The 22,057-nt window shown below is 72.9% G+C and carries 19 protein-coding genes and 2 pseudogenes; 10 read left to right on the plus strand and 11 right to left on the minus strand.

Annotated features, from left to right (window positions below; genetic code table 11):
• Positions 1 to 178 precede the first annotated feature (178 nt).
• Together ACIQIB_RS17285 and ACIQIB_RS17290 are read right to left on the minus strand one after the other, a co-directional pair.
• Complete coding sequence (locus ACIQIB_RS17285; RefSeq protein WP_400758760.1) at positions 179 to 1,624, minus strand: glyceraldehyde-3-phosphate dehydrogenase; 1,446 nt, start codon at positions 1,622 to 1,624, stop codon at positions 179 to 181.
• 167 nt (positions 1,625 to 1,791) lie between these two features.
• The gene (locus ACIQIB_RS17290) at positions 1,792 to 2,934 is read right to left on the minus strand and encodes an MFS transporter (RefSeq protein ID WP_400657637.1); all 1,143 of its coding nucleotides are present in this window, start codon (positions 2,932 to 2,934) and stop codon (positions 1,792 to 1,794) included.
• 371 nt (positions 2,935 to 3,305) lie between these two features.
• On the opposite strand from ACIQIB_RS17290, the gene ACIQIB_RS17295 reads away from it, so the two are divergent.
• The 6 genes from ACIQIB_RS17295 to ACIQIB_RS17320 are packed head-to-tail and all read left to right on the plus strand — an operon-like array spanning position 3,306 to position 8,663.
• Entirely contained in the window at positions 3,306 to 4,820 is a 1,515-nt protein-coding gene (locus ACIQIB_RS17295; RefSeq protein WP_400657625.1) for an ATP-binding protein, read from the plus strand.
• The gene (locus ACIQIB_RS17300) at positions 4,817 to 5,248 is read left to right on the plus strand and encodes a roadblock/LC7 domain-containing protein (protein WP_363607791.1); all 432 of its coding nucleotides are present in this window, start codon (positions 4,817 to 4,819) and stop codon (positions 5,246 to 5,248) included. The genes ACIQIB_RS17295 and ACIQIB_RS17300 overlap by 4 nt, the downstream gene beginning before the upstream one ends.
• A complete protein-coding gene (locus ACIQIB_RS17305; RefSeq protein WP_363607790.1) occupies positions 5,245 to 5,601 on the plus strand; it encodes a DUF742 domain-containing protein in 357 nt (118 codons plus the stop codon). The genes ACIQIB_RS17300 and ACIQIB_RS17305 overlap by 4 nt, the downstream gene beginning before the upstream one ends.
• Positions 5,582 to 6,211, plus strand: coding sequence for a GTP-binding protein (locus ACIQIB_RS17310; RefSeq protein WP_400657621.1), 630 nt, complete (start codon positions 5,582 to 5,584; stop codon positions 6,209 to 6,211). The genes ACIQIB_RS17305 and ACIQIB_RS17310 overlap by 20 nt, the downstream gene beginning before the upstream one ends.
• On the plus strand, positions 6,208 to 7,443 hold the full coding sequence (locus ACIQIB_RS17315) for a cytochrome P450 (RefSeq protein WP_363607788.1): 1,236 nt from the start codon (positions 6,208 to 6,210) through the stop codon (positions 7,441 to 7,443). The genes ACIQIB_RS17310 and ACIQIB_RS17315 overlap by 4 nt, the downstream gene beginning before the upstream one ends.
• Positions 7,440 to 8,663: a cytochrome P450 gene (locus tag ACIQIB_RS17320; protein ID WP_400758762.1), complete on the plus strand. Its 1,224-nt coding sequence runs from the start codon at positions 7,440 to 7,442 to the stop codon at positions 8,661 to 8,663. The genes ACIQIB_RS17315 and ACIQIB_RS17320 overlap by 4 nt, the downstream gene beginning before the upstream one ends.
• 55 nt (positions 8,664 to 8,718) lie before the next feature.
• On the opposite strand, the gene ACIQIB_RS17325 is transcribed toward ACIQIB_RS17320, so the two are convergent.
• Complete coding sequence (locus ACIQIB_RS17325) at positions 8,719 to 10,335, minus strand: threonine/serine exporter family protein (protein WP_363607786.1); 1,617 nt, start codon at positions 10,333 to 10,335, stop codon at positions 8,719 to 8,721.
• Positions 10,336 to 10,757: 422 nt separating this feature from the next.
• The gene (locus ACIQIB_RS17330) at positions 10,758 to 11,378 is read right to left on the minus strand and encodes a hypothetical protein (protein WP_363607785.1); all 621 of its coding nucleotides are present in this window, start codon (positions 11,376 to 11,378) and stop codon (positions 10,758 to 10,760) included.
• Between the two features lie 210 nt (positions 11,379 to 11,588).
• Between ACIQIB_RS17330 and ACIQIB_RS17335 the strand changes: the two genes are divergently transcribed.
• Positions 11,589 to 12,449: an NAD(+)/NADH kinase gene (locus ACIQIB_RS17335; RefSeq protein WP_363607784.1), complete on the plus strand. Its 861-nt coding sequence runs from the start codon at positions 11,589 to 11,591 to the stop codon at positions 12,447 to 12,449.
• A gap of 53 nt (positions 12,450 to 12,502) precedes the next feature.
• On the opposite strand, the gene ACIQIB_RS17340 is transcribed toward ACIQIB_RS17335, so the two are convergent.
• The 4 genes and pseudogenes from ACIQIB_RS17340 to ACIQIB_RS17355 form a co-directional block, all read right to left on the minus strand.
• Positions 12,503 to 13,546 (minus strand): fatty acid desaturase family protein, encoded by a 1,044-nt coding sequence (locus ACIQIB_RS17340; RefSeq protein ID WP_400758764.1) that lies wholly within the window; start codon positions 13,544 to 13,546, stop codon positions 12,503 to 12,505.
• A gap of 238 nt (positions 13,547 to 13,784) precedes the next feature.
• Entirely contained in the window at positions 13,785 to 14,780 is a 996-nt protein-coding gene (locus tag ACIQIB_RS17345) for a Gfo/Idh/MocA family protein (RefSeq protein ID WP_400758767.1), read from the minus strand.
• Positions 14,781 to 14,832: 52 nt separating this feature from the next.
• Positions 14,833 to 17,469: a tetratricopeptide repeat protein gene (locus ACIQIB_RS17350; RefSeq protein WP_400758770.1), complete on the minus strand. Its 2,637-nt coding sequence runs from the start codon at positions 17,467 to 17,469 to the stop codon at positions 14,833 to 14,835.
• 226 nt (positions 17,470 to 17,695) lie between these two features.
• Positions 17,696 to 18,055: pseudogene (locus tag ACIQIB_RS17355) on the minus strand (TetR/AcrR family transcriptional regulator); the annotation flags it as partial.
• A 60-nt stretch (positions 18,056 to 18,115) separates the two neighbouring features.
• Between ACIQIB_RS17355 and ACIQIB_RS17360 the strand changes: the two are divergent.
• Both ACIQIB_RS17360 and ACIQIB_RS17365 read left to right on the plus strand, forming a co-directional pair.
• Positions 18,116 to 18,517, plus strand: a pseudogene (locus tag ACIQIB_RS17360) (aldehyde dehydrogenase family protein); the annotation flags it as partial.
• Positions 18,518 to 18,738: 221 nt separating this feature from the next.
• A complete protein-coding gene (locus tag ACIQIB_RS17365; protein WP_363607780.1) occupies positions 18,739 to 18,948 on the plus strand; it encodes a hypothetical protein in 210 nt (69 codons plus the stop codon).
• 163 nt (positions 18,949 to 19,111) lie between these two features.
• Here ACIQIB_RS17365 and ACIQIB_RS17370 read toward each other — a convergent pair whose 3' ends face one another.
• A complete protein-coding gene (locus tag ACIQIB_RS17370; RefSeq protein ID WP_400758771.1) occupies positions 19,112 to 19,774 on the minus strand; it encodes a LuxR C-terminal-related transcriptional regulator in 663 nt (220 codons plus the stop codon).
• Positions 19,762 to 20,994 carry a histidine kinase gene (locus ACIQIB_RS17375; RefSeq protein WP_400758773.1) on the minus strand — a complete coding sequence of 411 codons (1,233 nt, stop codon included), beginning with the start codon at positions 20,992 to 20,994 and terminating at the stop codon, positions 19,762 to 19,764. The genes ACIQIB_RS17370 and ACIQIB_RS17375 overlap by 13 nt, the downstream gene beginning before the upstream one ends.
• Before the next feature lie 338 nt (positions 20,995 to 21,332).
• Here ACIQIB_RS17375 and ACIQIB_RS17380 point away from each other — a divergent pair, with 338 nt between their 5' ends.
• The gene (locus ACIQIB_RS17380; protein WP_363607777.1) at positions 21,333 to 21,821 is read left to right on the plus strand and encodes a DUF1772 domain-containing protein; all 489 of its coding nucleotides are present in this window, start codon (positions 21,333 to 21,335) and stop codon (positions 21,819 to 21,821) included.
• On the opposite strand, the gene ACIQIB_RS17385 is transcribed toward ACIQIB_RS17380, so the two are convergent.
• Positions 21,770 to 21,991 (minus strand): DUF6059 family protein, encoded by a 222-nt coding sequence (locus ACIQIB_RS17385; RefSeq protein WP_363607776.1) that lies wholly within the window; start codon positions 21,989 to 21,991, stop codon positions 21,770 to 21,772. The genes ACIQIB_RS17380 and ACIQIB_RS17385 overlap by 52 nt on opposite strands.
• Positions 21,992 to 22,057 lie beyond the last annotated feature (66 nt).

Here is a 22,057-nt window from a genome sequence, read left to right on the forward strand (position 1 = left end):
CGCGGGGCCCCCCCGGCCGGGGGCCGGGGCGGGTGGGCGCGGGGGGGGCGCCCCCCCCCCCGCCCGCCCCCGGGGGGGGGGGGGGGCCCGCCCCGGGGGGGGGGGGGGGGGGCCCGCCCCCCCCCCCCGCCCCGGCGCGTGCCGAACGGACCGTCCACCGGGGTCGGTCCCCCCGCGATCAGACCGCCGGGGCCGGGTACGTCGGGTACTCCACTCCGGAGACGTGCTGGACGACGCGGACGACCTGGCAGGAGTAGCCGAACTCGTTGTCGTACCAGAGGTAGAGGATCGCGTTGTCGCCGTCGACCTTGGTGGCACCGGCATCGACGATCGAGGCGTGGCGCGAGCCGATGAAGTCGCTGGAGACCGCGTCGGGCGCGCTGATGAAGTCGATCTGGCGCTTAAGCGGCGAGGTCAGCGACACGTTGCGGAGGTAGTCGAGGACCTCCGCGCGGGTGGTCTCGCGTGCGAGCTGCAGATTGAGGATCGCGATCGAGACGTCCGGCACCGGGACGCGGATCGAGCTGCCGGTGATCGTCGCGTCGAGGTCGGGCAGCGCCTTGGCGACCGCGGAGGCCGCGCCGGTCTCGGTGATGACCATGTTGAGCGCCGCCGAGCGGCCACGGCGGTCGGAGCTGTGGTAGTTGTCCAGGAGGTTCTGGTCGTTGGTGTACGAGTGGACGGTCTCCACGTGACCACGCAGGACACCGTACTCGTCCGCCATCGCCTTCAGCGGGGGCACGATCGCGTTGGTGGTGCAGGACGCGCAGGACAGGATCCGCTCGTCCGGCTTGATCGTGTCGTGGTTGACACCGTGGACGATGTTGGGGACATCGCCCTTGCCCGGCGCGGTCAGGACCACCTTGGCGATACCGGGGCGGAGGTGCTTCGAGAGGCCCTCGCGGTCACGCCACCTGCCGGTGTTGTCGATGAGGATGGCGTCGTTGATGCCGTACGCCGTGTAGTCCACCGTCGTCGGGTCGTCCGAGTAGATCACCCGGATCTCGTGACCGTTGGCGACGATCTTGTTGTTCGCCTCGTCGACGGTGATCGTGCCGTGGAACTGGCCGTGGATGGAGTCACGGCGCAGCAGCGAGGCGCGCTTGACCAGGTCCTCGTCACCGCTGCTGCGGACGACGATGGCGCGCAGCCGCAGGCCGTTCCCCGAGCCGGCCTTCTCGATCAGCAGGCGGGCGAGCAGGCGGCCGATACGGCCGAACCCGTACAGCACGACATCGCGCGCCTGGCGGCGCTCCAGCTTGTTGGCGCCCATGGCCCCGGCGACGGCTTCGGCGGTGAAGTCGTCGACCGAGAGGCCTCGGTCATCGGTCTTGTAGGTCGCGGCGAGCATGCCGATGTCGATCTGGGAAGGGCCGAGATCGAGCGTGGTGAGAGCCTGCAGGAACGGAAGCGTCTCGGTGACCGAGAGCTCCTCGCCGGCTATCTGGCGGGCAAACCGGTGGGTCTTGAGGATGCTGACCACCGACTTGTTCACCAGGGAGCGGCTGTGCAGCAGGACCGTGACGTCCCTCTCCCGGTGCAGTTTCCCGATGATCGGAATCATCGACTCCGCGATCTCCTCGCGGTTCTTCCAGTTAGTGAACACGTCTTCGTTGACAGTCACAGGTCCATCTTTCGAGCTAGGCGATGCGCCCATGCTAGCTTTGGGCCGTTTTGCTCTCTGCGGCGGACCCACCCGAACGCCGCCCCGCCCCCGCGCCGGCACACCGCTTGACCAGTGCGGATGGGAGTCCGGTGCTCCCGGTCCGGCGCTCCCGGCCCGTGCCCCGCCTACCGGACCCGGCCGCCGCCGATCCACGCCACCGCCGCGGCGAGCACCGCGACGGTCCCGCCCAGCACCATGACCACGGAGGTCGAAGCCGCGTCCACGACCGCTCCGCCGGCCAGCGCCCCCAGCGCGATGGTGGCCTGGAACGAGGAGGTGAAGACGACGGACGCCGCCTCGGGCGCGGTCGGCGCCGCCGCGAGGAACCAGGTCTGGGCGCAGACCGGTACCGCGCCGTAGGCCAGGCCCCACAGGACCAGGAGCACGGCCGCGCCGGGGCCGGTCGTCCCGATGACGGGGAGCAGCAGGGTCGCGGTCGCGAGCAGGCCCGCGGCCGTGGTGGCGGCGGGGCGCAGTGCGCGCGCCGCCCAGGCGCCCGCCGCGAAGTTGCCGGCCACGCCCGCGACGCCGTAGGCCAGGAGGAGGGCGGTGACGAGGCGCGGTCCCGCGTGCGAAACGTCTTCCAGGAAGGGCGTGACGTAGGTGTAGGTGCCGAAGTGGGCCGTCACGACGAGGAAGGTCACCGCGAGCCCGGTCCGCACGCCCGGGGTGCGGAGCAGGTCGCGCAGCACGGTCAGGCGGGTGGTGGTCCGTGGGGGCAGTGGGGGCAGGGACACCAGGAGCGCGGCGAGCACGAGCAGCGTCAGCACGGCCATGGCGGTGAAGGCGGCACGCCAGCCCGCGAGGTCGCCGAGGAGGACCCCGGCGGGCACGCCGAGTACGGAGCCGAGCGGGACGGCCGAGAAGATCACCGCGTTCGCCGTGGCCCGCCGGGGGCCGGGCACCAGGCGCGGGGCGAGCCCCGCGCCGATCGACCAGAAGGCTCCGATGACCAGGCCGAGCACGATCCTGGCCGCCAGCACCGTCCAGTAGGCGGGGGCCAGCGCGTTGAGGAGGTCGGCCAGGGCGAGGACCGACATCAGCACGCAGAGCAGGGTGCGCCGGTCGGTCCCCCTGGCCGCGACGGTCACGGCGGGGGCGGCGACGGCGGCCACGATCCCGGGCAGTGTCATCATCAGCCCGGCCGCGCCGTCCGAGATCCGGAAGGAGGCGCCGATCGGCGTCAGCAGACCGATCGGCAGGATCTCGGTCGTGACGATGGAGAAGATTCCCGTCGTCACGGAGATGACGGCGAGCCAGCCGCCCATCGGGCCGAGGGCGGGCGGGCCGGTCCGGGTGGACACGTCGGCGTGGGGAGCGGCGGCAGCGGGCACGGGGGCGTTCCCGTCCGGGGATCGGTGATGTTCCGTCAAGTCCAGCAGCCGCCACCGCCGGGGTCCGGCGTGATTGCGACGTCAACGTCGAAGCCCGTCGGAGCGTCAGCTGAATCGTCGCCAGAACGGCGTGACTGCCTGGTCACAGCGCCCGGAGGGTGCGCCTGTGATCACTTCGACCCCGGGAAGCGGTTCAAAAGCGATCAATAACTGATTTATAGTGGCCCCTCGTTGACCGGGTCGGCGTCAGTCTCTGTCGACGGCACCCCCGGGGAATCGGGCTCACGAGCACTCCGAGGATATTGATGACGGCGTCACCCTCCTTCGCTCCGCATCACGAGCGTCCGCCGCTACGCGCCTCCGTCCTGGCCTTGTTGACAACGGCCCTGGCCACCGGAGCGGTCGTGGCGGTCTCCACGGCGGCCGCGCCGGCGTCGGTGCGTAGCGCGCTCGGCTGGGGCGCGGGGGCCGGCGCGCTGCTGCTGTGCGTCGCCGTGACCGCGGCCACCTACGCCGTCCAGACCTCGCGGGTACTCGGGAGGCGGGTCACGGCGGCGCGGCAGGAGGCCGACCAACTGCGCCACGAACGCGACCGACTCGCGGACGAGACCGCCCGGGAACATGCCCGGCTCGCGGACGAGACCGCCCGGCGGAGTGCGGAACTCGCCGACGAGCGGACCCGCCTGATCGGCGAACACGCCCGCGAGACAGCCCGGCTGACGGAGCAGGCCCGGCTCGCCGCCGCCACCCGCGCCGCGGCGATCGCCGCGTGTGCCAACGCGGCCGGCCGGATGCAGGCCATGGCCACGGGCCTGCTCGCCGACCTGCGCGAGATGGAGGAGCGCCACACCGACGAGAACGTCCTGGGAGACCTCCTCCACCTGGACCACCGGACCGCGCAGGCGGGACGGCTCGCCGACTCCGTCGCGGTGCTGACCGGCGCACGCTCGGGCCGCCGCTGGGCCCGGCCGATCGGGATGGAGTCGGTCCTGCGCGGGGCGATGGGCCGGATCAGCGGCTACCAGCGGGTACGGCTGCACTCCGTCGGCGAGGTGGCCGTCGTCGGACACGCCGCCGAGGGCGTGATGCACGTCCTGGCCGAACTCCTCGACAACGCCGCGAAGTTCTCTCCGCCGACGGCCGAGGTCCACGTGTACGTCGAGCAGGTGCCCGCGGGTGCCCTCGTCTCCGTCGAGGACAGCGGCCTGGTGATGGGCGACGTGCAGCTGCGCCGCGCGGAGCGCGCCGTCCGCGGTGAGGCGACCGAGCTGGGCGGACTCTCCGGTACCCGGCTGGGCCTCTCGGTGGTGGGCCGGCTGGCCCGCAAGCACGGCCTGACCGTCTCCTTCCGGCCGTCCGCACGCGGCGGCACGGGCGTCCTGGTCCTCGTTCCGCAGGAACTGCTGAGCCGCGCCGCCGCACCGCACGGAACCGCTCCCGCGAAGACGCCGGCGGTGGCCGCGGGCGTCGGGCGTCCGGCGCCGCGGGCCGTCACCGCGGGCACGGCGCCCGGCCGGGCCGAGCCCGTCCCCGCCCGCGAGGCTCCGGCGCCCGACGACGGCAACGGCGCTCTGCCGCACCGCCGGCGTGGACAGACCCTGGCCGCCGCCGAGAGCGCCCGCCACCCGGCCGTCGCCCCCACGGAGCGGCCGCAGGGCGGCGTCAAGGCGGGTATGGCCCGTTTCAGTACGTTCCGCCAGGCCGTTCGCACGGCCTCGCCGGACGGCGTCAGGGCTCCGGAGAAACCGGACGACCCGTCCACCACCACCGGCCACATCCCGGCCCCGCACCCGCACCCGGAAGGCGACACCCCTCGATGACCGCCACCGTCCCCAACGCCACGGCCACCGCCGACGAGAAGCTGGACTGGCTGCTGGAGAACCTGCTGAAGATCACCCCCGGCGCCCGGCACGCGCTGCTCCTCTCCCGCGACGGCCTCAAGCTCTGCCGCACCCCCGAACTGTCGGTGGACCAGGCCGACCAGCTCGCCGCGATAGCCGCCGGCATCCAGTCGCTGTCCCACGGCGCGTCCATCGAGTTCGGCGACGGCTCCGGCGGCGTGCGGTCGGCGATGACCGAGTTCTACGGCGGCATCCTGTTCATCGTGGAGGCGGGCGAGGGCGCGCACCTGGCCGTCATCGCCGCCGAGGACGCGGACCCCGGGCTCGTCGGCCACAACGTCAGCGAGCTCGTCGAGCAGCTCGGCGAGCACCTGCGCGCCGCGCCCCGCACGGCCGCCCGCTCATGAGCCGGCCCGGCAGGGACGACGCACCCGACCGGCTCTTCACCCTCACCGGGGGCCGCAGCCGCGCCGGGTCCGACGCCTTCGACCTGGTGACCCTGGTGGTCGCCGAGTTCGCCCCGGTCCCGGGCATGCAGTCCGAGCACACCGCGATCCTGCGGATGTGCCAACGGCCCACGGCAGTGGTGGAGATAGCCGCCGAGCTGCGCCTGCCGGTGAGCATCGTCCGCATCCTGCTGTCCGACCTGCTCGACGCGGGCCGGATCAGCGCGCGCCATCCGCGCACCTCCGCCACGGCTCACAGCATTCCCGACCTCGACCTCCTGGAGCAGGTGCTCGTTGGCCTCCGTAGCCTCTGACCGTCCGGCAGCCGCCGGTCTTCCGGGCGCCCGCACGGAATTGCGGGCCACCTCGGAAAACGGCATCAAGATCGTCATCGTCGGCGGCTTCGGCGTCGGCAAGACCACGATGGTGCGCTCCGTCAGCGAGATCCGGCCCCTCAGCACCGAGGAGACGATGACCCGGGCGGGGGAGGCCGTCGACGACACCTCCGGGGTCGGCACCAAGAGCTCCACGACCGTCGCCTTCGACTTCGGCCGTATCTCACTGGACCACCTCAACGTCCTCTACCTGTTCGGGGCGCCCGGCCAGGAGCGGTTCTGGTTCCTGTGGGACCGGCTGTTCTCGGGCGCCCTGGGTGCCGTCGTCCTGGTGGACACCCGCCGGATCTCGGACTCCTGGTACGCCATCGACCGCCTGGAGGCGCTCGGCACCCCCTTCGTCGTGGCCTGCAACGACTTCGCCGGCCCCGAGTTCAGCGCGCGGCAGGTGCGGGAGGCGCTCGACCTCGACCCGGGCGTGCCGCTGCTCGACTGCGACGCCCGCTCGCGCGAGTCCAGCAAGAACGTGCTCATCTCGCTCGTGCAACACGTCCGATCCCGGTACGCCCCCCAGGAGTCCGCCCAGTGACCAGTGCCCACGGCCCCGCCCCCGTCGCGTTGTCGGGCCCCCGGTTCCAGACCGAACCGGCCGAGCTGTACCGGCAGATCCGTCACGAGCACGGCCCGGTGGCGCCCGTGCTGCTCGACGGCGACGTACCGGCCTGGCTGGTTCTGGGCTACCGCGAACTGCACCAGGTCACCGGCGATCCGGTGCTCTTCAGCCGGGACTCGGACCTGTGGAACCAGTGGGACCGGATTCCGGCCGACTGGCCGCTGCGGCCGATGATCGGCCAGAAGCAGCCGTCCATCCTCTACACGGTCGGCGAACGCCACCGCCAGCGGGCCGCCATGGTCGGCGACGCGCTGGGTGCCGTCGACCCGACCGAACTGCGCGCGTACACCGAGCAGTTCGCCGACGAGCTGATCGACGCGTTCTGCGCCGGGGGCGCGACGGAGATCATCGCCGAGTACGCGATGCTGCTTCCGCTGCGCGTGCTGGCCCGGCTCTACGGGTTCGCCGACGAGCAGGGGCCCGGCCTGGTCACCGCCATGAACGACATGATCAACGGCCAGGAACGGGCGATGGCCGGGATGCGGCACCTGGCGGAGTCCATGCAGCGCCTGCTGGCGGACAAGCACGCCGAGCCCGGCCGCGACGTGGTCTCCCACATGCTGGCCGACTCCTCCGGGTTCACCGACGAGGAGATCACGCAGGACCTGATGGTGATGATGGCCGCCGGCCACCAGCCGACCGCCGACTGGATCGGCAACTCGCTGCGGCTGATGCTCACCGACACCCGGTTCGCCGCCTCCCTCTTCGGCGGTCGCAACAGCGTGGCCGAGGCCATGAACGAGGTGCTGTGGGAGGACACCCCCACCCAGAACGTGGCCGGTCGCTGGGCGTCCCGCGACACCCGGCTCGGCGACCAGCACATCAGGACCGGCGACCTGCTGCTGCTAGGCCTGGCCGGTGCCAACACCGACCCCCAGGTGCGCACCGACGGCACCTGCCTCACCGGCGGCAACAACGCGTTCTTCTCCTTCGGCCACGGCGAGCACCGCTGCCCCTTCCCCGCCCAGGAGATCGCGGAGGTCATCGCGCGCACGGGCATCGAGGTGGTGCTCGACCGGCTCCCCGACATCGACCTGGCCGTCCCCGCGGAGTCCCTCACCCGGCGTCCGTCCCCGTGGCTGCGCGGACTGACCGGGCTGCCCGTGCGATTCACCCCGACCCCTGCCCTTGGAGACGCGAGGATATGACCATCCCGAGCACCGGGCGCATCGCGCTCGACCCGTTCGTCACCGACCTCGACGCCGAGAGCGCCCTGCTGCGGGCCGCCGGCCCGCTCGCCGAGGTGGAGCTGCCGGGAGGCGTCCCGGTCTGGGCCGTCACCCACCACGCGGAGGCCCGGCAACTGCTCACCGACCGGCGCCTGGTGAAGGACATCGGCGTCTGGGGCGCCTGGCAGCGCGGTGAGATCCCCCAGGACTGGCCCCTGATCGGCCTGGCGAACCCCGGCCGTTCCATGCTGACCGTGGACGGCGAGGACCACCGCAGACTGCGCGCCCTGGTCGCCCAGGCCCTCACCCCGCGCCGGGTGGAGCTGCTGCGGGAGCGCGTCACCGAGCTGACGGACGGACTGCTCGACGGGCTCGCGTCCCACGCGCCGGACGCCGTCGTCGACCTGAAGGCCGGGTTCGCCTATCCGCTGCCGATGTACGTCGTCAGTGAGCTGATGGGCATCGCCCCCGCCGACCACCCCCGGCTCAAGGTCCTCTTCGAGAGGTTCTTCTCCACCCAGACCCCGCCCGAGGAGGTCGTCGCCACCCTGGCCGAACTGGGCGCCATGATGCGCCGGGTGGTCGAGGCCCGCCGCGCCGCGCCCGGCGACGACCTCACCAGCGCGCTGATCCTCGCCTCGCAGGACGGTGACCGGCTGACCGACGAGGAGATCGTCAACACGCTCCAGCTGATGATCGCCGCCGGCCACGAGACGACGATCTCGCTGATCGTCAACGCGGTGGTCAACCTCTCCACCCACCCCGACCAGCTGGCCCTCGTCCGCTCCGGGCAGGTCGGCTGGGACGCGGTGATCGAGGAGACGCTGCGCTGGTCCACGCCCACCTCGCACGTCCTGATCCGGTTCGCCACCGAGGACGTCCCGGTCGGTGACAAGGTCATCCCCCGGGGCGACGCCCTGATCGTCTCCTACGCGGCGCTCGGGCGCGACGAGCAGGCCCACGGCCCGTCCGCCGGCGACTTCGACATCACCCGCTCCCCCAACCGCCACATCTCCTTCGGCCACGGCCCGCACGTCTGCCCCGGCTCGGCGCTCTCCCGGCTGGAGGCCGGGGTGGCACTGCCCGCGCTCTACGCGCGGTTCCCCGGACTCGCCCTGGCGGTCGAGCGGTCCGCCCTGCGCAACAAGCCGGTCGTCACCCAGAACGACCTGTACGAACTCCCCGTACGACTGGGCTGACGGGCATCGCCCCCCCCCCCCCCCCGGCTGGCGGCCCGCCCCCGGCGGTCCGCCGTCAGCAGGGCCAGCCCGGCTGACCGTCCGGTCCGGTGGGAGGGGGCGGGCCGCACCGGCGGGCGCCGCGGGCGGGTTCCGGGTTCGACAGCGGTTTGAACAGCCGGGCCACCTCGCCCCCCAGATTGACGCCGATGGCCAGGGCCATCGCCGTCGCGGACGCGCGGCCGACGGAGGCCAGCCCGGCGTCGAGCCGGCCCTGGGTGAACGACAGCAGGCCGAAGTACAGGACGGAACCGGGCATCAGCGGACCGATCGCGGCGGTCACGTACGGCAGCGCGGACACACCCCGGTACCGGGCCATGAGCTGGCCGAAGAGCCCGACCAGCCCGGCGGCGGACCCGGCGGCCACGATCGGCTCGGTCAGGGCGTTGACCAGCACACCGTAGGTCGCCCATCCGACGGCGCTGTTGAGGACGACCAGCGGCACGGTGCTCCGGTCGGTCTGCAACAGCACCGCGAAGGCCAGGGCCACCAGCATCGCGGCCACGAGCTGGAGCGGGGGGTTGGCCACCCCGTCGGGGCTCTCGCAGTTCCTCAGGTCGGCGTTGCTGCTGACGCCGACGTAGAGCACCAGCATGACGCCGATCACCATCCCGGCCACCAGGTACAGCACCTCGAGCAGCCGCGCGGCGGCCGTGAGGTAGAAACCCGTCAGCCCGTCCTGCGCCGCCGCGACCATGAAGCGGCCCGGCAGAAAGGCGAACAGCCCGCCGGTGATCACGACCGAACCCCGCAGGTGCAGGTCGTTGAACGACAGCAGGATGCCGATCAGCGCGGCGGGCATCGCGGCGACCACGAACTGGTAGAACTCCGGCAGGTCGTGGTGGGCGACCAGCGCCGCCAGCCGATCCCCCGCGACGGCGGCGACGAAGGCGCTCGCGAAGACCAGCCAGGCCCGGCCGTCCGCCTTCCCGCCGACCAGCACCGTGGCGGCCCCCGCCAGCAGACCGGAGGCGAGGACGAGGAGCCAGACCGGGTAGGGCCGGCCCTGACGGACCCAGGCCAGCCGCCGGCCGGCGTCGTCGACGTCGACTCCGCCCGCCGTGATGTCGGACACGAGCCGGAACACGGCCGCGAGCCGCGCGTAGTCACTGACGCGACGGCGCACCGTCCGCTCCACCATCAGCGGGGACTCCGCGGACGTCGGCTGGTAGGAGATCGACACCAGGGTGAAGGTGACCTGCGGCTCACAGGGGTACACCCGGTAGGCGCGGGCGATCCCGAGCATCGCCGCCTCGACGTCCTCGGCCGCCTCGCCACTGGCGAGCAGGAGCTCCCCGACCCGCAGCGCGAGGTCCAGGACACACGCCGCGCTCTCCGGTCCGGGCTTCCCCCTGTCGAGCGGACCGTCGTCAGGGGCCGGCCGCTCGGCCATCGGCGTGCGCAGCAGCGGAAGCATCCGGTCCAGCCACGGGGCGTCGCCGGGAAGGACCGGGCCGGAATCCGGGACGGCCTCCGCCCCGACCGGCGGCCGCGGCGGCCCCAGCCCGCCCCCGCCGCCGTCCCGCACGGGCGCCTCCACCTCCGCCGCGGAGCGCCCGGCCGGGCCGGCGGCCCGCTTCGGCTCACCCTGTCCGGCACCGGCTTGTCCGCCCGGCCGATCCTGCTCCGGCACCACCGCCACTCCCTACTGCCACGCCTACGCCGTGACGGCGGGTCAAGCTGCTCCAACACGGCCGGGTGCCCGACGCCGCACCCCGCCACCATCAGCCATGACCCTTGGTAGCCACTCCACTACCCATGGCTACAGCCGACTGAACGCTCCCCCGGCGCGCACCACCACCGAACCGGAGCCCGCCGCACCAAACGCGCTCACCCCGGCGGGCAGCCCCCGAAGACCCGGAGGGGGAAGGACCCCTGCTCCCGCCCCGTCGAGCCGTCGCAGCCTCGCAACCGACACCACCCGGCCAGGCCCGCACCGGACCGCTCAACAAGCCCCCGGGCGACAGGACAGTGGACGAGACGGCGCTCCGGGCGGTGCCGTTCGGCCTCATCGACGGCCTCATCGACGGCCTCATCGACGGCCGCCAGCGATGATCAGGCGACCAGCTGACGGCCCTGTTCGAGGAAGGCCAGCACGCCGTCCACGCCGCCGAGCTCGCGGACCGTGGCCACCGCGCCGAACGGCGCGTTCCAGTACGTCCCCTGCTGCCGGGTGCGCGGGCCGACGTAGGCGTACGGCTCCGCCTGGAAGTCGTCGCCCGGGGAGACTCCGTAGTCGACCGCGGCCACGGTCACGCCGATGTCGAAGTGCTCGGGCCAGATCACCGGATCCGCCCCGGGAAACATCCGGCGCAGTGCGGCGTCGCCGACCGCGAAACCGTGCGCGATCCGGTGCGCCGGCTGCGGATCGGCTTCGATCACGTCCTCGGGGCCGACCCCGGATCCGCCCTGGTAGAGCCCGGCGGGCGCACCGGCCGTGACCCCGATCGCGGCCGCCAGCGCCGCGCAGGTGGTCCGCTCCAGGAAGAGGCGCTGTCCGGACGCCACCAGATCCGCACCGACGACCTGCACGTTCGGCTCGGCCCGGGTGGCGAAGCCTCCGAGGGAGGCGCGCAGCCTGATCGTGCCACTGGTCCGGAACTGCGGGCCGGCCAGGACCAGCTCCGCGACCGCGTGCAAGGCGCGGCGGGTACGTACAAGCGATTCGATGTCCATGACGACATTGCCTCTCCCACGGTGGCGTCCGGCTCCCGCACCCGGCGCGTTCCCCACCGCTCACACGCTGAATCACCCGCCGACCCACCCGCCGAACGCCTCCGGTGCGGCTTGCGCGCTCGCCGGGTTGTCCGGGCCGTTGCCGCGTGCGTCACTGAAATCACGAAGGGGAAGAGCCGTCCACTGGGTCGACACCCGAGGAGCCGGTCCATGCGAGCCGTCAGCACTGTCGGGCTTGTCCTGCATCCGCAACGTGACTGCGAGTGTGCGATCAAGGCGATCGCCACCTGGGCGCACGCCCGTGGCGCCATCGTCCTCGGTTGCGCGCAGGACATGGGGCGCACGACCGATCAGGCGGTCGCGGTCACTCCCGAGGATCTGTCGCGCCGGGCGGACCTCATCGTCGGCCTGGGCGGGGACGGCACGATGCTGCGGGCGATGCGGCTGGCGGCAGCCGGGCACGCCCCGGTTCTGGGCGTCAATCTCGGGCGTCTGGGGTTCCTGGCCGAGATCGACGTCCCCGGGCTTCCGTCGGCTCTGTCGGCCATCGACGAGCACCGCTTCACCACCGAGCCCCGCTCCGCGGTGAGCGCCGTCGTCGCCGGGCGGGAGGCCGTGGCCTTCAACGACATCGTGCTGGTCCGCAGGCCGGGACACCCCTCGGCCGCCGTCTCGCTGCGCGTGGACGGGCACTCCTTCGTCCGCTACCTCGCGGACGCGGTGATCGCGGCGACACCGACCGGCTCGACGGCCTACAGCTTCTCCGCCGGAGGTCCGCTCGTCTCCCCGAGCGCGGAGGGCATGCTCGTGATCCCGGTCGCCCCGCACTCCGCCTTCAACCGGGCGCTGTTCCTCTCCGCCGGGGAGAAGCTCGCCCTCGAAGTCCTGCCCACCAGCGGAGAGCTCGGCATCGAGGCGGACGGCCTGCTCGTGGGAGCCGCCCGGCCCGGCGACGTCATCGACGTCGTCATGCGGCCCGCCGCCGCACGGGTGATCCGTCTCGGCGGGACCACCTTCTACCAGCGCGCCCAGCGCAAACTGCGTCTCACCGGCTCGGCGGAGGCCGAGTAGCGGTCCGCGGTGGCGGTCCCGGGGTGGTTCCTCCCCGTCGCCGGCCCGGCCCGCTACCGCGGCGCCCGCAGCGGCGCACCGACCTCGTGCATGTGGCGCAGCGCCTGGCGGTAGGAGTCGAGCAGCGACGTCTCGGTGTACGGGATCCCGACCGCCGCGCAGTGGGCGCGGACCAGCGGCTGGGCGAGCCGCAGGTGAGGCCGCGGCATGCTGGGGAACAGGTGGTGCTCGATCTGGTAGTTGAGGCCGCCGAGCGCCCAGTCGGTGACGAACCCGCCGCGCACATTGCGTGAGGTGAGCACCTGGCGGCGCAGATGGCCCCAGCCTTCGCCGTCCGGGTCGGGCATCTCCATGCCCTTGTGGTTCGGGGCGAAGGTGAGGCCGAGGTGGAGCCCGAACAGGGCATGGTGCAGCAGGGCGAAGACCAGGGCCCGGACCGGGGAGAACACGGTCAGCAGCACGGTCGTGTAGCCCACGAGGTGGGCCACCAGGAGCAGCGCCTCGACGGTGCGTTCGCGCGGCGGCTGGCGCTTGAGGTCCTGGAATCCGGACACCTTCAGCGCGATGCCTTCCAGCAGCAGCATCGGGAGGAACAGCCAGGCCTGGTTGCGGGTGAGCCAGCGGGCCAGGCCCGCGCGCTGCTCGGCCTGCCGCTGGGTCCAGACGAGGGCGCCGACGCCGACGTCCGGGTCCTTGTCGACATGGTTGGGGTTCGCGTGGTGGCGGTTGTGCTTGTCGTTCCACCAGGCGTAGCTCATCCCGAGGAGGAGGTTGCTGTGCAGGAGCCCGACGACTCGCCCGGCCCGCCTGCCGCGGGTGATCTGGGCGTGGCCCGCGTCGTGCCCGAAGAAGGCGGTGCGGGCCCAGAGGACGGCCAGCGGCAGCGCGAACAGCACGGTCCACCAGGTGTCCCCGGCGAGCACCATGGCCGCGACCGTGCCGGACAGGGCCACGAGGTTCAGGGTGGCTCCGGCCGCGTACCAGCCGATGCGGCGGTCGAGCAGCCCCTGGTCCCTGACCGCCCTCAGGAGGGGCGCGAAGTCGCTGGCCGCACGGGGTTCGGCGCTGGCGTCAAGGGTCGTGCTGGCGTGTGGCATCGCGTCTCCGGCCGGTCGTCGTCCCCCGCAGTGACCTGCGCTGACCCCATGAAACGTACGGACCGGCAGGCTGCGGCGGCCATGACGCCACCACCCCGAAGCGGCAGGGGGCTATCCCCCGGCCCGGTGGGTGGTGCCGGCCCCACCACCCGGTCGGGCCCGGAAGGTCGTCGCTGCGGCCGGCGGGGCGGGACGATCCCGGCCGGGACCAGGTCCGCGTGACCGGCGGACCCGGGAGCTACCGTACGGCGGGCACCGCGTGATGGATCCCGGTGATGGCCGCGGCGGCGTCGAAGCCGAGCACCGGGTCGGGCCGGCCGGAGAGCAGGCTCGCGTAGAGGGGGCGGTAGTGGGCGACCTTCCGCGGGGTCCGGCCGTCGTTGCCGAAGGCGGCGAGCAACTCACCGTCCCGGGCGGCGAATCCGGTCATGGCGGTGTGGTCGATCCAGACCTCCACGCCCGACCGGCCGAGGACGAGGCTGCTCTCCTTGCTGCTGGAGCCGGTCAGCCAGCTGCTGCGCAGCCGGGCCGTACCCGGCTCGCCCCGGGAGCGGAACCCGATGGTGCACCATGCGCTCGCGCCACCGTCCGTCTGCCGGACGGCGGTGAGCTCGGTGAGGTCGACGAAACGGGTGAGCATGCTGAGCTGGTTCACCCCGGAGTCCGTCCAGCTGGAGACGTACGAGGCGAAGGCCTCGGGCCCCCGGAGCACATAGGGGTCGTAGAACGCCGAGGTGATGGCCGTGACCGGCCCCCAGCCGGGGTGCGCGGCGATCAGTTCCGCCGCCCACTCCACCTCGGGAGAGAAGGCGAAGTGGTGGGCGGTGAAGAGCCGGCCCCGCACGTCGGCCTTCCCGTCCAGCGCCCGCAGCCGGGTGAGTGAGCCGAGATCGTGGACGAGGGGCTTCTCCACCAGCACCCTGGCCGTGGAGCGGACCAGGGCCAGCGCCGCCAGCTCCGTGTGCGTCTGCGTAGGGGTGGCGAGGACCACCAGATCCGGCCGGTGCGCGTCGAGCGCCTCGGCGAGGCTGCTGTGGTGGGGCGGCGCGGCGCCGCGGAACGCGACCGGCCCCACCGGCCGGGGGTCGACCGTGAACTCCAGTACCACGTCGTCCCGTTCGGCCAGGACGGCGAGATGAGTCGCCGCGATGATGCCGACCCCGACCAGGCCGACGCGTACCGGGCCGACGCGTGCCGGGCCACGTACCTGGCCGGCGCCTACCGGGTCGGTCATGAAATCTGCTCCCCTCGTCCGGCCCGGCCCCGTGTTCCGAGGCCCTGACGCCTCATCGTCGCGTGACCACCTCGGCCCAGCGGCCCAACGACACGGCCGGACCGTCGACCCACTCGACACCGGGACCGTGCTCGACGGCTTTCGGCACGCCGTCGATCCAACTGGTCACGATCGGCACCCAGTAGGTGTTGCCCCCCGACCTGCGGGTGCGCGCGTCGAGCTCGGCCCGCGTGCGGCGGGCCCCGTCGTGGTCGCCGCCGAGCACACCGAGCAGGATCTCGGCCACGTCCGCCAGGTTGTGGCCGCCCCGGTAGCCGATGCCGTCCGCCAGCCGCCGGGTGCCCCCGACCGCGTCCATGGCGGCCCCGGCATCACCGGCCACCGCGTACGCGACCGCTTCCGCGGAGCGGATCTTGACCAGCTCGACGGGATTGGGCACGAGGTCGAGCAGGTCCCGCGCCCGGAGCGCCGCGTCCGACACGGTGGCCGTGTCGCCGGACCAGCAGACCGTCTGCGCCAGGTTGGCCAGCGCCTTCGCCTCCGCGGCGGCCAGGCCCTCGCGCCGGGCCAGGCCGATCGCCTCGGTGTAGGCGGCGGTCGCCTCGTCGAAGCGGGCGTTCACCCGCCAGATGTGCCCGACCAGCCGGAGCCGTTCGCCCTCGTCCTCCGGCCCCCGGCTGCGCTGCTCCCGCAGGGACCCGAGGGCGGCGGCGAAGCGCCCGTTGAGGTAGTCGAAGTCGCAGAGCCAGTACCGGGCCGCGGTGTCGAACTCGCCGCCCACCAGCGCGCGGTAGATCTCCGCCGCTTCCGTGTAGTCGCCGTGGTTGCGCAGGGCATGGGCGAGGTGGATGCGTACCAGCTGCGCCGTCGGGCTGCCGGGCGGCACGCCCTCCCCCGCGCCGCCGAGCAGTTCGACCGCCTCCGCGGCGCGGCCCGTACGGCGCAGCTGGACTCCCCGTATCGCGGCGAGGACAGCGCGGTACTCCGGCGCCCCGGAGACACCGGGGGTGAGCCCGGCGCCCAGCTCCGACCACTGCCCGGCCTCGACGAGGCGTTGCGTGGCCCGCGCCATCCAGTCCTCGAAGACCCCGTGCGCCGCCGAGAGCTTGAGCCCGGATTCGAGGGCCTGGGCGACGGCGACCCGGCCGCCGGACGGCCCGAGGCGCTCGCCCAGCCAGGTCAGCAACCGGGCGGCGACCTCCCTGCGGTCGCGGTCGGACCAGCCGTCCCGGAGCGTCCGGTCGGCTTCGCCGATGGCACGGCGCAGCGCCGCGTGCAGGGCGTACGGCAGGGCGTAGGCGTCGTCGTGCGTCAGGAACGGCCGGCGCAGGAACCGGGCCACGCTCCCGTCGGAGACACCGGGCTGTCCGGCCCGCAGCAGTTCGGCGCCGACCCGGTCGGTGAGCGCCGCGGTACGGACCAGGTCGCGTTCGTCCCGGGGCAGGTCCCGGATCGACCGGGTGGCCACGGCGGTGAACGAGCCGCCGAAGTCCGCGACCGACGGCTGCCCGCCGCGGGCGAGCAGCGCGGCGAAGTGGGACACCGACAGGTCCAGGTACAGCGGCAGGCCCTGGCCGCCGGCGATGATGCGATCACGGACGGCCGCCGGCATCACGGGCTCGCCGTCCTGGGTGAGCGCCTCGCTGAGGTAACTGTCGGCGTCGGAGTCCGAGAGGTAGCCGACGAGGTGCTGCCGGGGCTCGGCCGTGTTGTTGCTGAAGTGAAGGTGCGGCCAGCACTGCGGCCCCGTGAAGTCCAGTTCCCCGCCCACCCCCTCATCGGCCCAGTCGACGCGGTTGCGGCCGGTGATCACGAAGAGCACGTTGGGCATCAGGTAGACGCACCGCTGGATCAGGCGCTCGACCGTGCGGTCGGCCCGGCCGTTGACCACCTCGAACGTGTCGAGGAACACGCACACCGTGGGCCGCCGGGCGGGCCGGCCCCGGCGGGTCTGGTGTTCCAGGTCCCAGGCCAGGAGGTAGGGGAAGTACGAGAGCGTCTCGTAGTCGGCGTCGGCCTCGACCAGTTCGGCGAACAGCTCGCAGTCGGAGAGCAGGCGTCCTTCGCGCACGCGGTCCCGGACGGCGCGGTAGGTGGCCAGGGCCGCCCGGTGCGCCAGCCCTGTGAGGCCGCCGAGCCCGGCGGGGTCGACCTGTCGCACGGCCTCCGCGATCTGGTCACCCAGGCCGATGCTCCGGGAGGCGCGCCGCAGCACCGGGGAGGAGTCCAGGAAGTCCTGGAGCGTCTCCCCCGGATGGGCGCGGGCCCAGTAGGAGGCCAGTGCCAGGTCGAAGGCCGGCCACCGGCTGCCCAGTTGCCCCAGCCCGGCCCGCAGGCGCAGCAGCAGGCTCTCGATGTCGCAGGCGCCGTCCTCGGAGACGTCGACGCGCACGGCCACGACATCGTCGCGCTCCTCGGCCGCCGCGTCGGCGAGCAGCCGGCGCTCCAGCTCGTGGGAGAGCGTCGTCTTGCCTATGCCGCCCACCCCGTAGAGCGTCAGGACGTTGCGGCGCCCCTGCGCCCGGTCCACGACCGGCGAGACCTCGGCCTCGTCCAGGATCCGGCGGAGCCCCTCCAGCGACCTGGTGAAGGCGGCCACCTCGTCGACCCGGTTGGTGAAGACCTGTTGTGCCGTGACGGTGGACGAGAGGCCGCTCATGAACGCGGCCCGCAGGTTCACCCGTGCCATTCCGCCTCCTCCGCATGCCGCCCTGAGGCCGCTTCGTCAACATACCCTGGTGCGGCAGGTCGAATTGAGATCCTGTCAGCAATCGATCGAGCATCACAAGAAGCCCATCGGGCGGTTCGGGCGTTCGGCCGATGACGCGGACGGGTCTCCGGTCGGCCGGGAGGGCGGCCTGGAGCGGCTCGGCACCTTCCTGCCGCACGCCGCCGGGCACCGCGTCTCGTGCGGCTCAGGCCGACAGCGAGGCCGCCAGCAGTTCGATCATGCGGCTGTAGCGGGCGGTGAAGTCGACGTGGGCGGCGAGCAGGGCCGGGTCCTCCACCGCGGCCACGACGGTCGGGCCGGGGTGGGCGAGCGGCCACAGGCCGGCGATCAGGACGATCGTCGCCGAGGCCAGTTCCTTCGCCGCCGACGGGTCGAGCCCGGGCAGGCGGGTGTGGACGATGCCGGCGAGGCGGTCGTTGTTCGCGAGCGCCCGCCGCTTGTAGTCGCGCACCGTCTCCACGGACACCGTGCGTTCCAGCACGCCGGCCAGCACGCTCGCGAGTTCGCACAGCACCGGGCGGGCGGTGAGAGAGGCGGCGTAGGCGTCCGCGAAGGCGCGCGCCGTCGAGGTCGCGCCGGTGCCGTCCGCGTCGCCGTCCGCGTCGCCGAGGGCGCCCGCCCGGTCCTCGGCGGCCCCGGCGCACCGGACGACCCCGGTCTGGAGAAGGGCTTCTACGTACGCCCCACCCTCTTCGCCGACGTCACCAGCAGCATGAGGATCGCCCGGGAGGAGATCTTCGGCCCGGTCCTGTCGGTGATCGCGTTCGACACCGAGGACGAGGCCGTCGCCCTCGCGAACGACTCCGCCTACGGACTGGCCGGCGGCGTGTGGACCGCCGACCCCGACCACGGGCTCGACGTCGCCCGCCGCGTCCGCACCGGCACCTTCACCGTCAACGGCGCCCCCAGGGACATGCGCGCCCCGTTCGGCGGGTTCAAGGCCAGTGGCCTCGGCCGCGAGTACGGCCCGGTGGGCCTGGGCGCCTACACCGAGTACCAGTCCATCGGCCTGCCGGGACCGGAAACCCTTCAAGCCGGGGCGGAGCGGCACCGGCCGGACGCTCGGCCGGGTCGGGCCGGCTCCGCCCGGAACCCGGAAGAGTAGTGCAGGCAACACCCCCCTTCGGGTGTGCGGTGTACTTTCCGGACCGCTGCGGTCGGCCAGACTCGAGACGTACGGCGGCGCGGTCGCGGCCGCGTCTTCCAGAGGTTTCGAGGAGTCTTCTCATGGCCGGTTCAACCGGAAAGCCCGGATCGGGCTGGGTGGTCCTTCCGCTGGTGGTCTTCCTCACCGGTGCCGTGCTGACCTCCGTGGTCTCCCACGGGGTGACGGGCAGCACCCACACCACCGTCATGGTCGCCGGGTTCGCCCTGGACGCGATCGCCCTGGTCTGGGGCATCGCCCGCCGGCGAAAGGCGAGCAACGGTGAGAACTGACGTCCCGACCGCGGCCGAGGCCGTCCCGTCCGCCCGCACCAGCGTCGGTGACATGGCGGGCTGACGTCCCGCCACCCACGAGCGGGAGGCTGTCGTGGGCGGAACCACCGCCCACGAAGCGGCCGACCGCCCCTGGCACCCGGTTCCGCCGTGTTCCGGGCCGCTACGACTCCTGGACGTCGTGCCCCAGGAAGGTCAGTACGGCGAGTACCCGGCGGTGCACGCTGCCGCCCTCCGGCGGCAGTTCGAGCTTGTCGAAGATGCTCCGGATGTGCTTGCTCACCGCCCGCTCGGTGATCACCAGTTGCTCCGAGATCGCGCTGTTGGCCTTGCCCTGCGCCATCAGCCCCAGTACCTCGTGCTCGCGCGGGCTCAGACTGCGCAGCGGCCGGGCCGCGACCTGTCGGCTGAGCAACTGGGTGACCACCTCCGGGTCGAGCACGGTGCCGCCGGCGGCGACCGTCGCCACCGCCTCCAGGAACTGCTCCACCCGCCCCACCCGGTCCTTGAGCAGGTACCCCACCCCGTTGGCGCCATGGGCCAGCAGCTCGGCCGCGTAGGTCTCCTCGACGTACTGGGACAGCACCAGGACCGGCAGGTCCGGCAGTTCGCGCCGAGCGGCGATCGCCGCGCGCAGCCCCTCGTCGCGGAACGACGGCGGCAGCCGGACGTCGAGGACGGCCAGATCGGGCCGGTGCCCGCGCAGCGCGGGCAGGATCTCCGGGCCCGCGCCGACCGCCGCGGGCACCTCGTGGCCGTTGCTGCTCAGCAGCAGGACCATCCCCTCCCGCAGCAGGGCGTTGTCCTCCGCGATCACGATCCGCATGGCAGCTCCACCTTCAGCTCCGTGGGCCCCCCGACAGGGCTGGTGAGGGTCGCCGTGCCGTCGAGCGCGGCCACCCTGCGGCGGATGCCGACCAGGCCGGAGCCGCCGTGTTCGTCGGCGCCTCCGCGACCGTCGTCGGTCACCGTGATGGTCAACTGTCCGCCGCCGCGGTGGAAGCGTATCGAGGACCTGGTCGCCCGGCTGTGCTTGCGGACGTTGGTCAGCCCCTCGGCGATCACGAAGTAGGCCGCCGCCTCCACCGACGCCGGCAGCCGGTGGCCGTTCTCCATGGCGCTGATCCGGAGTTCCACCGGAATCGGTGAAGCGGCGGCCAGCGCCCGGACGGCTCCGGCGAGTCCACGGTCCGTCAGTACCGGCGGATAGACCGTCCGGACGACCTGCCGCAGATCGGCCAGGACCCGCTCGACGCCCTCCTGCGCCTCGTCCAGCCGCGCCCTGGCCGCCTCCGGGTCCTTCGCCAACTGCTGCCTGGCCAGCCCGATCCGCAGCGACAGGGCGACCAGCTGCGCCTGAACGCCGTCGTGCAGATCCCGCTCGATGCGCCGCAGTTCGGCGCTGTGCGCCTCGACGGCACCGGCCCGGCTCTCCGACAGTTCGGCCACCCGCTCGGCCAGTCGGGCCGACTCGGATGGGCGCAACAGCCTTGCCGTCCAGTCTGCCTGACGCTCCGCCAGGAACACGTGCAGGTTGAGCACCACCGGTTCGGCCCGCGACGGGATACCCCGCCGCCCCGCCGCCCCGACGGCCAGGCCCAGCCGCACGCCGTCGACCAGCAGGCCGACCGGCCACAGCACCAGGGTCAGCAGGCTCAGTACGATCACGCCCAGGGTCTGCACGGGCAGCCAGCGGGCGTCGCGCCAGGTGCCGGGATCGGTCATCGCCAGCCGGAACCGGTCCGACAGCGAGCCGTCCAGCGGCAGGTACTGCTCCGGAACCGCGGTACCCAGGAAGGCCCCGGCGCGCATCCGTTCGTGACCCGCCAGCCGGCGCAGGGCCCGCACCACCTCCGGCCAGGCGGGCGCACCGATCACGAACAGGGTGAAGAACAGCGCGGCCGGCACGGCGAAACAGCCGAGGAAGCAGACCAGCGCCACCGGAAGGCCCGCGTACAGGAAAGCACTGGCGTCCCGGGCGTCCCGGACGGCCGCCGCGAGTCCCGACGTCTCCTCGGTGTCCGTCTGGAGCTCGAACTCTGACACCGGCTGGGCCTCCTGAGGACGGGGCGTGTCGCGGCGGCGGCCGCGGCATGACGACGCGTCCACCGTAACGAACCGGTCGTGCACCGTGCGGCGCCCCTGCCACCCCAGTCGATGGGCGTGCTCGCCCGGAGGTTCACCGATGGTCAGGCAGCGACCTGCCAAGCTCCTCAGGCGGCCATCAGTAGCGATAATCTGACTGTGATTCAGTTGCCGCGATCCGCGGCCACCGCCCGCGCGCCGGGTGCCGCCGGGGCGGATCGTGCCGCCGGGACCCGTGCCCGGCCGGTCTACGCTGCTGGCGGCAGCAAGAACCCGATCACTCGATGAGGGAAAGAACGATGCGCGTTCGCACAACGAAAGCCGTGGCGGTCACCGCCACCGGACTGCTCGCCGGCGCGTTCGGCTACGGTGCGGTCAATCTGGGGCCGACCTTCTGGGAAGTGCCGCTGGACATGCGCCTGTCGTTCCACGCCGAACTCATGAAGATGAACTCCCCGGTGATGCTGACCGCGATGGGGGTCGCGTCCCTCGGGTCGCTGGCCCTGGCCCTGCAGACGCGCGGCCGCGACCGGTTACTGGCGGCCGGCGCGACGGCACTGACCGGGATCTCCTTCCTGGTCACCCGGTTCGGCAACGTCCCGATCAACGCCCGGATCAAGGTCTGGGCGGTCACCTCGCCGCCGGCCGACTACGCCGAGATCCTGCACCGCTGGGACCTGTTCAACCGGACGCGCACCATCACCGCGGTGGCCGCCTTCGTCCTGCTCGTGGTCGCTCAGAACAGTCCCAGGCCCGGCCCGACCCGCTCCGCGACGCCGTCCAGCTGACGGTCGAGGGCCTTCTCCGTCTCCGTCAGCGGCCGGCCCCGGAGCGTGCGCTCGGGATGCCCCGGGGCCGGCTCCTCCAGCTGTGGGACGGAAACGGCGATCTGGCACTGGCCGTAGGTGATGACGGCATTCCCGCAAAGACGCAGCAGATTCCTCAAGGACCAACGCATGCAAACATCGTGTCCGGTCACGGAAAAGCTCGGATAAAGCCCGGCTTTTCCCGTGACCGGACACTG

It is taken from the genome of Kitasatospora sp. NPDC092286, from assembly GCF_044755565.1.
Classification (GTDB): Bacteria; Actinomycetota; Actinomycetes; order Streptomycetales; family Streptomycetaceae; genus Kitasatospora.

Bases quoted from the DNA above. Each gene is read 5' to 3' on its own strand.
- ACIQIB_RS17290 (WP_400657637.1), bottom strand. From the start codon at position 2,934: ATGGGCGGCTGGCTCGCCGTCATCTCCGTGACGACGGGAATCTTCTCC.
- ACIQIB_RS17295 (WP_400657625.1), top strand. From the start codon at position 3,306: ATGACGGCGTCACCCTCCTTCGCTCCGCATCACGAGCGTCCGCCGCTA.
- ACIQIB_RS17300 (WP_363607791.1), top strand. From the start codon at position 4,817: ATGACCGCCACCGTCCCCAACGCCACGGCCACCGCCGACGAGAAGCTG.
- ACIQIB_RS17305 (WP_363607790.1), top strand. From the start codon at position 5,245: ATGAGCCGGCCCGGCAGGGACGACGCACCCGACCGGCTCTTCACCCTC.
- ACIQIB_RS17320 (WP_400758762.1), top strand. From the start codon at position 7,440: ATGACCATCCCGAGCACCGGGCGCATCGCGCTCGACCCGTTCGTCACC.
- ACIQIB_RS17330 (WP_363607785.1), bottom strand. From the start codon at position 11,378: ATGGACATCGAATCGCTTGTACGTACCCGCCGCGCCTTGCACGCGGTC.
- ACIQIB_RS17335 (WP_363607784.1), top strand. From the start codon at position 11,589: ATGCGAGCCGTCAGCACTGTCGGGCTTGTCCTGCATCCGCAACGTGAC.
- ACIQIB_RS17340 (WP_400758764.1), bottom strand. From the start codon at position 13,546: ATGCCACACGCCAGCACGACCCTTGACGCCAGCGCCGAACCCCGTGCG.
- ACIQIB_RS17345 (WP_400758767.1), bottom strand. From the start codon at position 14,780: ATGACCGACCCGGTAGGCGCCGGCCAGGTACGTGGCCCGGCACGCGTC.
- ACIQIB_RS17350 (WP_400758770.1), bottom strand. From the start codon at position 17,469: ATGGCACGGGTGAACCTGCGGGCCGCGTTCATGAGCGGCCTCTCGTCC.
- ACIQIB_RS17365 (WP_363607780.1), top strand. From the start codon at position 18,739: ATGGCCGGTTCAACCGGAAAGCCCGGATCGGGCTGGGTGGTCCTTCCG.
- ACIQIB_RS17370 (WP_400758771.1), bottom strand. From the start codon at position 19,774: ATGCGGATCGTGATCGCGGAGGACAACGCCCTGCTGCGGGAGGGGATG.
- ACIQIB_RS17380 (WP_363607777.1), top strand. From the start codon at position 21,333: ATGCGCGTTCGCACAACGAAAGCCGTGGCGGTCACCGCCACCGGACTG.
- ACIQIB_RS17385 (WP_363607776.1), bottom strand. From the start codon at position 21,991: ATGCGTTGGTCCTTGAGGAATCTGCTGCGTCTTTGCGGGAATGCCGTC.